This is a genomic window from Actinomycetospora chiangmaiensis DSM 45062 (assembly GCF_000379625.1).
Classification (GTDB): domain Bacteria; phylum Actinomycetota; class Actinomycetes; order Mycobacteriales; family Pseudonocardiaceae; genus Actinomycetospora; species Actinomycetospora chiangmaiensis.
Genome location: NZ_KB903229.1, coordinates 276,792 through 289,625, shown reverse-complemented (window position 1 = coordinate 289,625; position 12,834 = coordinate 276,792). Strand labels below are relative to the sequence as shown.

Genomic DNA, 12,834 nt, shown 5'->3' with positions numbered 1-12,834 from the left:
GATGACGCTACCACCAGTTACGGTTACCAGCGGTAAGACGTACAACAAGTTGGGGATACAGTCCGTACCCCCTGCGCTCCCCCGAACGACCTCCGAGAGGACGACGCCATGTCGGCGCCCGTGGGCACTTCTTCTCCCGTCGCTGCGCTCGCCCCGCCACGCACCGCCCGCCCCGGCGAGGGGGACGGCAACGCGACGGCCGCGCGCCTGCTGCGCTCCGCGGCCAGGAAGTCCTACGACCCGGACGTCGACATCGACTGGGACGCGCCGCTGGTCGAGGGCAAGATCTGGGTGCCGGAACACCGCGTCTCGCTCTACGGCACCGAGCTCTGGGAGCGCCTGACCCCCGAGCAGCGGATCGAGCTCGGCAAGCACGAGGCGTGCAGCGTCGCGTCCGTCGGCCTGTGGTTCGAGACCCTGCTCATGCAGCGGCTGCTCAAGGACTTCTACGCCGACGACCCGACCAGCGACCGCGCCCAGTGGGCCCTCACCGAGGTCGCCGACGAGTGCCGCCACTCGCAGATGTTCGCCCGCCTCGTGCACCGCGCCGGGGTCGAGCCCTACGGCGCCGTCCCGTTCGTCCACCAGCTCGGCAAGCTCTTCTCCGTCGTCAACTGGGGCCCCGCCGCCTACGCGTCGATCCTGGTCGCCGAGGAGGTGCTCGACCGGCTGCAGCGCGAGCAGGCCAACGACGACCGCATCCAGCCGCTCATGCGCCAGGTCAACCGCATCCACATCATGGAGGAGGCGCGCCACGTCGCCTTCGCCCGCGACGAGGTGTCCCGCGGCCTCGCGGAGCTCTCCCGCACCGAGCTCGCCTACCAGCGGTTCATGTGCGCGTTCACGTCGTTCTTCGTCGTGCGCAGCCTGATCAACCCGAAGGTCTACGCCGCGGTCGGGATCGACCCCGCCGAGGGCCGACGCGCCGCCCTGGCGAACCCGCACCACCGCGAGATGATCCGCTTCGGCGGCGAGAAGATCCTCGCGTTCCTCGACGAGGCGGGCATGATCGCAGGACCGGGCAAGGCCCTGTGGAAGAAGTCCTTCCTGCTGGAGAAGTGATGCGCGAATCCGTCGGCCCGCTGTCCCTCGCCACCGGCATCACCCTGCGGGTCGGCCGCAGCGGGGTCCTGACGACGGGGGTCCCCACCCTCGTCCTCGTCCACGGCTGGTCCCAGGATCTGCGCACGTGGGACCGGGTGGTCCGCGACCTGCGCCGGGCCGGGGTGACGAGCGAGATCGTCCGCTACGACCACCGTGGCCACGGCGGCTCGGAGTCGGGCGGGCAGCACGCCTCCACGATCGGCCTGGCCGCCGACGACCTCGCCGCGCTGCTGCGCGACCACGTCGAGGGACCGGTCGTCCTCGCCGGGCACTCCATGGGCGGGATGACGCTCATGGCGCTGGCCGAGCGGCACCCCGACCTGGTGCGTGACCGCGTCGTCGGCGCCGGCTTCGTCGCCACCGCCAGCGACGACATGGCCGAGCTGACCCTCGGCCTGCCGGGGCGCCGCGGCGCGTTCGTGGCCCACGGGGAGCGCGCGGCCATGCCGTTCCTCGCCTCGCTGGGCAACCGCGCGCCGGTCAGCCGGGCGGACCCGGAGGGCAGCGGGACCCACGCCCGCTCGGTGCTCCTCGCCCCGCTGGTCCGCGCCCTGGTGTTCGGCCGGCACGCCCGCCGGGCGGACGTCCTCAGCGTCGCCGAGCAGACCTTCGCCGCCGACCCGGTCGCCGTCCTGGCGTTCCGCGAGTCGATCGGGGAGCACCGACGGACGTCGTCGCTGGAGTCGCTGCACGGCGTCCCGACCGTGGTGCTCGTCGGGACCGACGACCGGCTCTGCCCGGTCGACCACGCCCACACGATCGCCGCCGCCCTGCCCGCCGCCGAGCTGGTGGTGCTCCCGGGCGCCGGTCACATGATCACCTTCGAGCGGTCGCCGGAGGTGGCCGCCCACCTCCAGGGCCTCGTCGAGGCCGCCGGCGTCACCACACCGGCCGTCGGGCTCGATTCCATCTCCGGAGGAGAGGCGTCTCTTGTTCAGTGAGGTCGTCATCGTCGGCTCGGGCTTCTCCGGGCTGGGGCAGGCGCTGGCGCTGCGGAAAGCCGGCATCACCGACGTCGTCATCCTGGAGAAGGCACCGGGAGACGCAGCGGAGCGGAGCTCGACCCGGCAGCAGGCGGGCGTCGGCGGCACGTGGCGGGACAACACCTATCCCGGGTGCGCGTGCGACATCCCCTCGCACATGTACTCGCTCTCGTCCGACCTGAACCCGGACTGGTCGCGCTCCTACTCCCCGCAGCCCGAGATCCGCGACTACCTCGAGCACCTCGCCGACCGTCACGACCTGCGCCGGCTCGTCCGCTTCTCCACGGAGATGACGGGGGCGACGTGGGACGAGGAGTCGCGCACCTGGACGGTGCACACGCGGGAGACGCAGCATCACGGGGAGCACGCCGACGGGGGAGCTCGACCCGTGGAGACGACGGGTGAGTACCGCTGCCGCTTCCTGGTCTCCGGCGTGGGCGCACTGCACCTGCCGTCGGAGCCCGCCCTGCCGGGCGCGGAGCGCTTCCGCGGCGAGACCTTCCACTCCGCGCAGTGGCGCCACGACGTGGACCTCCGGGGCAAGCGGGTCGCGGTCGTCGGCACGGGGGCGAGCGCGATCCAGTTCGTCCCGCAGATCGCTCCGCTGGTCTCGCAGCTCACGCTGTTCCAGCGGACGCCCGCCTGGGTCCTGCCCAAGGGCGACCACCCCATCGGTGACTGGCGCAAGCGGCTCTTCGAGAAGGCACCGCTGGTGCAGCGCGCGTACCGGGCGGCGCTCTACGCGGGCCTCGAGTCGCGGGCGATCGGGTTCATGAGCCGGCCGGAGCTGCTGCGTCCGGCCGAGTGGGTCGCGCGCAAGCACATCGAGCGGTCGATCTCCGACCCCGCGCTCGTCGACCGGCTGACCCCGCGCTACTCGCTGGGCTGCAAGCGGGTGCTCGTGTCGAACGACTACTACCCGGCGCTCGCCCGGCCCAACGTCGACGTCGTGTCCAGCGGCATCGCCGAGGTGACCGAGCACGGCGTCGTCGACCACGACGGCGTCGAGCACCCCGCCGACGTCATCGTCTACGGCACCGGCTTCCACGTCACCGACGCGATGGACGGCCTGCGGATCACCGGCCGCGACGGGCGCACGCTGCGCGACGCGTGGGCCGAGCACGGCATGCGCACGCACTACGGGATCACGGTCACCGATTTCCCGAACCTGTTCTTCCTGCTCGGCCCCAACACCGGACTCGGCCACAACTCCGTCGTGTTCATGATCGAGTGCCAGGCGCGCTACGTCGCCCAGGCCATCTCCGCGGTCCACGGCTACGGCTGCTCCGGGCTCGACGTGCGCGCCGAGGTGATGAACCGGTCGGACACCGCGGTGATGCACCGACTGGAGAAGGGCATCTGGACCCGCGGCGGCTGCACGTCCTGGTACCTGGACTCGGCCGGCAACAACCGCACCATCTGGCCGGGCTTCACGCTCCGGTACTGGGCCGAGACCCGCCGCTTCCGCCCCGACGACTACGAGTTCTTCGGCCGGTCGGAGGACTTCGCGGTCCCGACGACGGCCGGTGCGAGCTCGAACGGCCAGGTGCCGGTGGTCGCGCGGGCCTGACCCCTCCCCGTGCAAGCAATGCGTCACTGCTTGCACCCAGTGGCAGGAAATCCGGCACCGTCGCGGGCGGTCGCGACGATGCGGTTTTCCTGGCGTCCAGTGCAAGCAGTGACGCATTGCTTGCACCGGGACGGTGCTACTCGGGCCGGCGACGCCGGATGAGGCCCTCCTGCACGACGCTCGCGACCAGGGTGCCGTCCTCGCGGTAGAGCCGGCCGGACGCGAGGCCGCGGCCGCCACCCGCGTTGGGCGACTCCTGGACGTAGAGCAGCCAGTCGTCGGCGCGGAACGGGCGGTGGAACCAGACGGCGTGGTCGAGGCTCGCGAGGCTGACGTCCCGGGCCCCCGCACCGCCTCGGACGTGCGGGAACACCGCGGCCTCGAGCAACGTGAGGTCGCTGGCATAGGTCAGGACGCAGACGTGGAGCAACCGGCCGCCCGGAGCGTCGGGGTCGGGCAGCTCACCGTCGGCCCGGATCCACACGCGGTTGCGGGGCGGCCGGTCGACGGTGTCGTCCCACGGCGCGTGGTCGACGTAGCGCACGTCGAGGGGCCAGGTGAGCGCCTTCCCCGTCGTCGTGAAGGCGGGGCGGTCGACCGGGACCGGCGGCATGTCGCGGCGGGCGAGCCCCTCGGGGCCACGCGTCTCCGGCATCGGCGCCTGGTGCTCCACGCCCTCCTCCGGGCGCTGGAACGACGCCGACATCGTGAAGATCGTCTCGCCGTGCTGCACGGCGGTGACGCGTCGGGTCGTGAAGGACCGCCCGTCGCGGGCCCGGTCGACCTCGTAGACGATCGGGGCGAACGGGTCGCCGGGGCGCAGGAAGTAGCCGTGCAGGGAGTGCACGACGCGGTCGTCGTCGACCGTGCGCCCGGCGGCCACCATGGCCTGGGCGGCGACCTGGCCGCCGAAGACACGCAGCAGCGACTCCTGCGGACTGCGGCCGCGGAAGATGTCGCGCTCGATGTCCTCGAGGTCGAGGACGTCACCGACGAGTTCGTCGAGGGCCTTGCTCATGGACTGGCATCCTTCCGGAGGCCGATCCCCGGGTCGATCATTGCCCGAACGAGAGCACCGAGACCTTCGCGACGCCGAGGTCGAGGCCGAGCGCCGACCCGCCCGAGGACTGCTGCGACCCGCCGTCGGACGCCGCCGCCTGCTGCTGCGGCGCGGCCTCCTGCTGGGGCGCGGGCTGCGGGGCGGCAGGCTCCGCCTGCTGCGGCGCGCCGCCACCGGAGAAGGTCATCATCGACGGGGCCGGGGCGGCCGCGGGCGCCGGCGCGGCGATCGGGACGACCTGCGTCGGGCCGGCGGCCCGGTTCGCGACGATCGGCGTCGTGGTGCTCCGGCCGGCCGAGGACGCCGAGGCCGCCGAGGTGCCCGCTCCGGGTGCGGCCGGGTGCGCCGCGGGCGCGGAGAGCAGGTCGAGCGTGGTGGGCGGCGGGGTCGACAGGCCGTAGGCCTGGACCGGCGCCGCGGACGGGGCGGCGCTCGTCGCGACGGGGGCGTCCTGCGACTCCGAGAGGGGCGTGACACCCAGCACCGAGTGCGCGCCGAACGCGACCGCGGCCGCCACGGGCACGCCGACGACGACGCCCTTGGAACGCAGCGGGTGCACACGCATGGCGTGGCGGGCGCGGGCCATGGGGGGTTCCTCTCCGGGAGCGGATCGTCTCCGGGTCCGCCGCTGTCCCCCGACACACGGCGGCGTGACCACTCACAGCACCTAACGCGCCCGGCCCACCACCGTTACGGGTGACCGTCGGATTTCTTGAGCGGCCGTCCCGGTGATACGCAACGTGAGCGCATCTCGCTCTCGGTGACCGCGCGCCGGTCGACTGGCCTTCGTCCCCGGCGCCGACCACACTCCTGCCGGACACCGCCGGTGGGAGGAGACGCGTGCAGCAGTTGTCGGGTCTGGACGCGGTGTTCCTCGCCGCCGAGGACGACCACCAGTTCACCCACGTCAGCCAGCTCGTGGTGTTCGACAAGCCGGACCCGGACTACGAGCCGTTCACGGCGTGGCGCCGGCAGCTCGCCGACCGGCTGCACCTGCTCGAGCCGCTGCGCCGACGCCTGGTCGAGGTGCCGCTGGGCCTGGACCACCCCTACTGGATCTCCGACCCCGACTTCGACCTGGACTTCCACGTCCGGCACTCCGCGGTGCCGCCGCCCGGCACCGACGAGCAGCTCGACGAGCTCGTCGGGCGCCTCATCGCGGGCCCGATGGACCGCGACCACCCGCTGTGGGTCTCGCACGTGATCGAGGGCCTCGCCGCGACCGAGGAGTCCCCGCACGGCCGGTTCGCGCTGCTGACGATGGTCCACCACTCGGCCGTCGACGGGGCCTCGGGCGCCGAGCTGCTCACCCTGATGCTCGACGACGTGCCGGACGCGGAGCGCCCCGCCGACGCCGGGCGCTGGACCCCGGAGGACCCGCCGTCGTACCCGGGGCTGCTCGGCCGGGCGGTGTGGCACGGCGTGCAGCGGCCGGGACGGGCGCTGCTGCTCGCCGCGCAGGCCGGGCAGCAGGTCGCCGCCGCGACCCGCCACCCCGCCGTCATCGACCTCGCCGACCGGATCCGCCACAGCCTGCGCGGGCAGCTCGGCGCGGTGCTCAACCTCGGCCGCGCGCGGGAGTCCGACGCGGAGTCGCCCCGCCTCCCGGCCACGCCCGCTCCGGCGACGGTGTTCAACGCCCCCATCAGCCGCTACCGCCGGTTCGCGCGGCGCTCGGTGCCGCTCGACGAGGTCAAGGCGGCCGGGAAGGACCACGACGCGACGGTCAACGACGTCGTCGTCGCCGCCTGCGCGGGCGCGCTGCGCACCTACCTGCTCGAGCGCGACGCCCTGCCCACGGCCCCCCTCTCGGCGATGATCCCGGTCTCGCTGCGCACCGGCGAGGAGCCGGACATGTGGACCAACCGGGTGTCGGCGACGGTGGCCTCGCTCCCGACGGACATCGCGGACCCCCTCGAACGCCTGTCCGCCGCGCACCAGGCGCTGCAGACCGCGAAGGCGTTGTTCCGCGCGACGCCGGGCTCGCTCGCCCCCGAGGGCGCGAGCCTCGGCGTCCCGGCGCTCACCACGCTGATCAGCCGCGTGACCACGCGGACGGCGGCCCGTGGCCTGGTGCCGTTCAACGTCATCATCTCGAACGTGCCCGGCCCGCAGGAGCCGCTCTACATGGCCGGAGCGCGGGCTCGGCACTACTACCCGGTGAGCGCGGTCGCCGACGGGCAGGGCCTGAACATCACGGTGCAGAGCTACGACGGGTCGGTCGACATCGGACTGGTGTCGTGCGCCCGGCTCGTGCCGGACCTCGGCCGCCTGGTCGACCTGATCGTCGAGGAGTTCCACGCCCTGCACGGCCCGGCACCGTCGTGACCGCGCGGGACCGGCTGCTGGCCCTGCTCGCCGAGCGACCCGCGGACACGACCGGTCCCTGGCTCGATCTCGTGCAGGGTCGGCCGGGGTCGCGGGGGCGCATCCAGGACGCGTGGGAGAGCGCGTCCGGGGCGAGCGGCTACGACGGACTGCTGGCCGTCGGTGACCGCGTCGAGGCCTACGTGCCGGGCCTGGTCGGCGGGGGCAACCTGCGGGCCTTCTACCGGGTCGACGACCGGCTCGGCCTCGTCGGCGGGGAGACGGTGCTCGACCTCGCCTGCGGGCCCGGGACCCTGACCCGCCGGCTCGCGCGCGCGGTCGGCCGGGACGGCCTGGTGATCGGCGCGGACCTCTCGGAGTCGATGCTCGCGCGCGCCGCCCGCTCCACCGCGTTCGCGCAGGTGGACTTCGCCCGCGTCGACGCGATGGTCCTGCCGTTCCGCGACGCGACCGTCGACGCGGTGTCGTGCTCGCTGTGCCTGCACCTGGTGCCCGACCTCATGACGACGCTCGCCGGGATCACCCGGGTGCTGCGCCCGGCGGGCGCGGCGGCGTTCGCGGTGCCCGCCCACGCGCCGGGACCGCTGCGGCCGTTCAGCGAGGTGTTCGCCCGCTGGGGCCAGGCGCGGCTCTTCGGCCCCGGCGAGCTCTCGGGCGCGCTGCGCGACCTCGGGTGGTCGGACGTCTCCGAGCGCTCGCTCGGCGGCATCCGCGTCGTCGACGCGAGCGCGCCGGTCTGAGGCCTTCTCCCCCGGTGACAGGGAAGCGTCGTTGCTGTCACTGGGCGACAGCAACGACGCTTCGCTGCCACGGGGTCGAGGGGAGCGCTCAGCGCCGAGCGACGGCCCGGCGCACCCCGTCGAGCACGAGCAGGCCCCCGACGACGGCCGCGATGACCCCGTAGGCCGCGAGCACGTCTCCCGGCCGGTGCCACCCGGCCGCCATCACCGCGACCGAGGCGCCGGCGATCACGACGAGGCCCACCGCGCCCGCCACCCACCGAAGGGCCGCGGGCAGCACGAGCAGGGTCGCGATCACCAGCGCGCTGATCACCGTGACGTGTCCGCTGGGCAGCGAGTTCTCGGTCGCCCCCTCGGCAGGCAGCACGGCCTTGAGCCCCTGCGTGATCGCCTGGCTCACGAGGACCAGCGCGATCGCGGCCCCGACGGCACCGACCCGTCGTCGGGACAGGCCGATCACGGCGATCACGAGGAGCGCGAGCCCGACCGACGCGACGCTGACCAGCTGGAGCACGCCCACCACCTCGGAGCGCACCCCGGCGAAGAGGTGCTCGACCGCGCCCATCAGCGTGTGGTCGAGACGCCGGCCCGAACCGGACCGGACCAGCAGCAGCCAGCTCCCCGCCGTGACCAGCGCGCCGAGGACCGCGAGCACCAGTCCGCCGACCACGCGCGCGGCCCACCCCCCGTCGCGCCGGACGACCGGGTGCAGCGGGACGGTGGGTCGCGTCGCGAAGGTGGTCATGGTCCCCAGGGTCCCCACCGGACCTGAGGATGACGTGAGAGGGCTACCGCCAGGCGCGGGCCGTGTGCCCGAGAACGATCACGTTTGTCCGCGCCGTCCCGGGTCGTGGCGTCGACGTCGCCCGCGACGAGGTCGGCGAGGTCCCAGGGCTGCGGGCGGAAGTCAGTGGCAGCGAGGTACTCCACGGGCACCCGCTGCCGCTGACATGGTCCGGTCGGGTCGCGCTCAGAACCGGACGGGCGCCCGCCCCCGGCGCCGGCGGGCCACCATGTGCCCGGCGACGAGGCGGGCCGGGCTCTCGCGCAGGCAGATCGACACGCCGGCGTCGAGCATCGCCACCAGCCGCTCGGTGGGGGCGTGCCGGGCCAGCAGGACCACCACCTCCGCACCCGGCTGCCGGGCGATGACGTCCTCGACCACGGCCGGGTCCGGCTCGACCAGCACGACGAAGTCGACGCACGGGTGGTGGGACGGCCGGTCGGTGGCCACCACCCGCCAGGTGGGCGGCGTGACCTCGCCGAGCAGCCGCGCCGTCGAGCGGGACGCGACCACCTCGACGGTCGCCGGGGCGTCGTCGACCAGGCGGTCGTCGCTCGCCGGTGCGATCGGGAGCGGAGCGCTCGGATGGGGTTCCCGGACGACGGGCTCGGGCGTCCGCGGGCGGGGGACACCGTGCCGACCGGAGCGCAACGAGAACCTCATGCGCCCGATGCTGCGCCGTCTCCCTGGATACGACCTGAGTACCGGCTGTGGGTATCGGGTCGCGCTCCGCGCACGCCGACGCGACGGCGTCCCGGGGGGCGGGGCACCGTCGCGTCGGCTCGCACCGCTCGTCCTCAGGCGAGCGGACGGCTCAGGTCGTAGACGGTCCTCCCGCCGACGTCGGTCTTCGTGAAGTGGGCGTCGACCCACGTGGCGATCTCGCCGGTGGTGCCGCGACCGGCGCGCTCGCCACCGCGGTCCGTCGTTCCCGTGGCGCCCGTCGCGGTGCCGGGGGTCGCGCCCGCGCCGGGCCGACCCGTCGTCGGGCCGGGCCCGCCGGGACCACCGAATCCGCCGGGGCCCCCGCCCTCGAGGTAGTAGCGGACCTGACCGGTGGCGACGTACTCCTGGAACTGGGCGAGGGTCGGGGCCGGGTCGCCGCCGCTGAACCCCCCGAGGGCCATCACCGGGACGCCGGCGGCGAGCTGGAGCGGCGCCTGGCTCATCGCGCCGGTCGTCGCGGCCGCCCAGCGCGTACCCGCGCCCCGTAGCAGCGCGACCAGCTGCGGCGACGCCTGCTCCCCCTCGAAACCACCGCGCGCGGCGCCCGCCCGGTCGCCGGGCCGACGCATCCCGCCTCCCGGGAACCCGGTCCCGTTCGCGCCCGCGGAGACGATCGGCCCCTGGTGCGGCGTCACCGCGGTGACGGCGGCGAACGCGGTGGACGCGCCGACCGTCCCGACCAGGGCCAGCACGGCGACGACGACGGCCCCGAGCCGGCGGGTGGTCAGGCGCGGCAGGAGCAGCCCGACCGCGGCGAGCACCCCGGCGACGACGGCGACCCAGCGCAGCCAGGCCAGGGACCCGGCCTGCGTCAGGACGACGGCGCTCCACGCGGCGGTGCCGAGCACGACGACGGCGAGCACGATCCGAGCGACGACCGAGGCCCGGGCCCGCCACAGGATCGACGCCCCGGCGGCCGCGGTGATCGCCACGCCGGGTGCCAGGGCGAGCGTGTAGTAGGGGTGGATGGTCCCGCTCATCGCCGAGAACACGATGGTGTGGACGAGCAGCCACCCGCCGCCGAGGAGCAGCAGACCGCGGGTCCGGTCGGTCCGCGGTGCGCGGCGCGTGAACCACAGCCCGGCGACCAGCAGGACGATCCCCGCCGGGAGCAGCCACGAGGCGTTGCCGGAGAACTCCGCGGTCAGCAGCCGCCAGGGGCTCGGTGACCCGCCGAAGCCCCCGCCGCCGGGGCCGAACCCACCGCCGGGCGGCGTCCCGCCGGGCAGGCCGGCCGGTGCACCACCGGGCACGCCACCACGCGGGAACCCGCCGCCGGGGCGGCCGCCGCGGTCCGAGCCGAGGATGCGCCCGAGGCCGTTGTAGCCCACCGCGAGCTCGAGCAGCGAGTTGTCGGTGGACCCACCGATGTAGGGCCGGTCGGACGCCGGCCACAGGTCGACGAGCGCGACGTACCAGCCGGCGGAGACGACGATCGCGACGCCGGCCGCCAGCAGGTCGGTGATCCGTCGACGCACCGTGGTCGGCGCGACGACCGCGTACACGAGGGCCAGACCGGGGACAGCGAGCATGACCTGCAGCTGCTTCGTCAGGAAGCCGAGCCCGACGAGTGCCCCGGCCGCGACCAGCCACCAGGTGCCGGCCCGCGTGCCGGCGGCGTCGACCGCCCGCACCGTCACGTACGCCGCGGCGACCATGCAGAGCACGAGCATCGCGTCGGGGTTGTTGAACTTGAACATCAGCGCGGCGACGGGCATGAACGCCAGCAGCGCCGCCGCCGCGAGCGCCGTCCGGGGCCCCGACCAGCGTCGGCACGTCGCGTACACGAGCGCGACCGCCGCCACGCCCATGAGCGCCTGCGGCACCAGCATCGACCACGACGAGAACCCGACGATCCGGCCGGAGAGCGCCATCACCCACATCGAGGCCGGGGGCTTGTCGACGGTGATGAGGCCCGGGGCGTCGAGCGCCCCGAACAGCCACGCCTTCCACGACTGCGTCCCGGCCTGCACGGCCGCGGCGTAGAAGGAGTTGGCGTAGCCCGAGGCACCGAGGTTCCACAGGTAGGTCACCGCGGTGGCGGCGAGCAGGACCCAGAAGGTCGGCCGGACCCAGCGCGGGTCGGTCCCGGCCTTCCCGACGACGGGTGGTTCCGCGGTGGCGGTCGACGCGGGGGCGTCGGCGACGGTGCTCATGATGCGGTGGATGCTCCTGGCGAGCCGGATCGACGATGTGGTGGTGCGGCCACGGGATGACGGCGACGACGCGCTGCCACCCCGGGGTCAGGCGGTCTGACGACGCGGGTTGAACACCCACGCGCGGTAGGCGACGAAGCGCAGCAGGGTCGCGACGAGGTTCGCGACGACGAGCGTGAGCAGCTCGACGGGGTGCGAGGCCCCGGGCGCGACGACGTCGAGCAGGGCGAGCGAGCCCGACGTCAGGACCAGCCCGAGCCCGAAGACGACGAGGCCCTCGACCTGGCTGCGGCCCGCGTGCCGACGGCCGCGGATGCCGAACGTGAGGCGGCGGTTGGCGGCGGTGTTGCCGACCGCGGTGATCACGAGCGCCAGCAGGTTGGACACCTGGGCGGGCATGGCCGTGCGGAACAGCGAGTAGAGCAGCAGGAACGCGGCCGTCGAGACGATGCCGATGGCGGCGAAGCGCACGATCTGCGCGGTCATGCCCGGCGCGACGCCGGCCGTCTCGTCCGCCTCGCCGACGGGTCCACGGCCGAACTCCTGCCGCAGCTGCGCGACGGGGAGGGCGCCGGTGGCCAGGGCCTTCCCGACGCGGGCGACGCCCCGCAGGTCGGCGACCGCGGTGGCGACGACGTCGACGCGGGAGTCCGGGTCGTCGACCCAGTCCACCGGCACCTCGTGGATGCGCAGCCCGGAGCGCTCGGCCAGCACGAGCAGCTCGGTGTCGAAGAACCAGCCGGTGTCCTCGACCAGCGGCAGCAGCCGCTGCGCGACGTCGCGCCGGATCGCCTTGAACCCGCACTGCGCGTCCGAGAAGCGGGCCCGCAGCGTGCCGCGCAGGATCACGTTGTAGCAGCGGGAGATGATTTCGCGCTTCGCGCCGCGGACCACCCGGGAGGTGCGCGAGAGCCGGGAGCCGATCGCCAGGTCGGAGTGCCCGGAGATCAGCGGCGCGACCAGCGGGAGCAGCGCGTTCAGGTCCGTCGACAGGTCGACGTCCATGTAGGCGAGCACCGGCGCGTCGGACGCCGACCACACCGCCCGCAGCGCCCGGCCCCGGCCCTTCTCGTCGAGGTGGACGACGGCGACCTCGTCGTACCGCGCGGCGAGCTCGCGGGCGACGACGAGCGTGCCGTCGGTCGAGGCGTTGTCCGCGACGGTGATGCGGAACGGGTACGGGAACGCCGTCGCGAGGTGGGCGTGCAGGCGCTCGACGCACGGGCCGAGGTCGCGCTCCTCGTTGTAGACGGGGACGACGACGTCGAGCACCGGGGCGCCCGCGGCGGTCTCGACGGCCGGTCGGGGCACGGCCTGGGGAGCTTCGGGAGTCGCCGCGGAGCGGGGCTCGGCCATGGGAGCGGGTGCGGTCATGTCCTCACC

General features: G+C 74.3%; 11 protein-coding genes. 5 read left to right on the top strand and 6 right to left on the bottom strand.

All coding sequences use genetic code 11. The features are described from left to right. Positions 1–108: 108 nt before the first annotated feature. Genes A3CO_RS0114815 through A3CO_RS0114805 form a run of 3 tightly spaced genes read left to right on the top strand, consistent with a single transcriptional unit; the run spans position 109 to position 3,657 of the window. Positions 109–1,062, top strand: coding sequence for an AurF N-oxygenase family protein (locus A3CO_RS0114815; protein WP_018333028.1), 954 nt, complete (start codon positions 109–111; stop codon positions 1,060–1,062). Then, complete coding sequence (locus A3CO_RS32380) at positions 1,062–2,045, top strand: alpha/beta fold hydrolase (RefSeq protein ID WP_018333027.1); 984 nt, start codon at positions 1,062–1,064, stop codon at positions 2,043–2,045. The genes A3CO_RS0114815 and A3CO_RS32380 overlap by 1 nt, the downstream gene beginning before the upstream one ends. Continuing rightward, positions 2,035–3,657, top strand: coding sequence for a flavin-containing monooxygenase (locus A3CO_RS0114805; RefSeq protein WP_018333026.1), 1,623 nt, complete (start codon positions 2,035–2,037; stop codon positions 3,655–3,657). Before A3CO_RS32380 ends, A3CO_RS0114805 begins: the two co-directional genes overlap by 11 nt. A gap of 136 nt (positions 3,658–3,793) precedes the next feature. Here A3CO_RS0114805 and A3CO_RS0114800 read toward each other — a convergent pair whose 3' ends face one another. Next, on the bottom strand, positions 3,794–4,675 hold the full coding sequence (locus tag A3CO_RS0114800; protein WP_018333025.1) for an acyl-CoA thioesterase: 882 nt from the start codon (positions 4,673–4,675) through the stop codon (positions 3,794–3,796). A gap of 37 nt (positions 4,676–4,712) precedes the next feature. Then, positions 4,713–5,303 (bottom strand): hypothetical protein, encoded by a 591-nt coding sequence (locus tag A3CO_RS0114795; protein ID WP_018333024.1) that lies wholly within the window; start codon positions 5,301–5,303, stop codon positions 4,713–4,715. A gap of 254 nt (positions 5,304–5,557) precedes the next feature. On the opposite strand from A3CO_RS0114795, the gene A3CO_RS32375 reads away from it, so the two are divergent. After that, complete coding sequence (locus A3CO_RS32375; RefSeq protein ID WP_018333023.1) at positions 5,558–7,045, top strand: WS/DGAT/MGAT family O-acyltransferase; 1,488 nt, start codon at positions 5,558–5,560, stop codon at positions 7,043–7,045. After that, positions 7,042–7,785, top strand: coding sequence for a methyltransferase domain-containing protein (locus A3CO_RS32370; RefSeq protein WP_018333022.1), 744 nt, complete (start codon positions 7,042–7,044; stop codon positions 7,783–7,785). The genes A3CO_RS32375 and A3CO_RS32370 overlap by 4 nt, the downstream gene beginning before the upstream one ends. A gap of 88 nt (positions 7,786–7,873) precedes the next feature. Here the strand turns inward: A3CO_RS32370 and A3CO_RS35900 are convergent, their stop codons facing one another. The 4 genes from A3CO_RS35900 to A3CO_RS0114760 all read right to left on the bottom strand — a co-directional run bounded on the left by A3CO_RS35900 (position 7,874) and on the right by A3CO_RS0114760 (position 12,825). After that, positions 7,874–8,530, bottom strand: a complete 657-nt coding sequence (locus A3CO_RS35900; RefSeq protein WP_157647583.1) for a phosphatase PAP2 family protein — start codon at positions 8,528–8,530, stop codon at positions 7,874–7,876. A 225-nt stretch (positions 8,531–8,755) separates the two neighbouring features. Beyond that, entirely contained in the window at positions 8,756–9,232 is a 477-nt protein-coding gene (locus tag A3CO_RS0114775) for a hypothetical protein (RefSeq protein WP_018333020.1), read from the bottom strand. A 134-nt stretch (positions 9,233–9,366) separates the two neighbouring features. Further along, entirely contained in the window at positions 9,367–11,451 is a 2,085-nt protein-coding gene (locus tag A3CO_RS0114770) for a glycosyltransferase family 39 protein (protein ID WP_018333019.1), read from the bottom strand. 87 nt (positions 11,452–11,538) lie between these two features. After that, the gene (locus tag A3CO_RS0114760; protein ID WP_084681928.1) at positions 11,539–12,825 is read right to left on the bottom strand and encodes a bifunctional glycosyltransferase family 2/GtrA family protein; all 1,287 of its coding nucleotides are present in this window, start codon (positions 12,823–12,825) and stop codon (positions 11,539–11,541) included. Positions 12,826–12,834 lie beyond the last annotated feature (9 nt).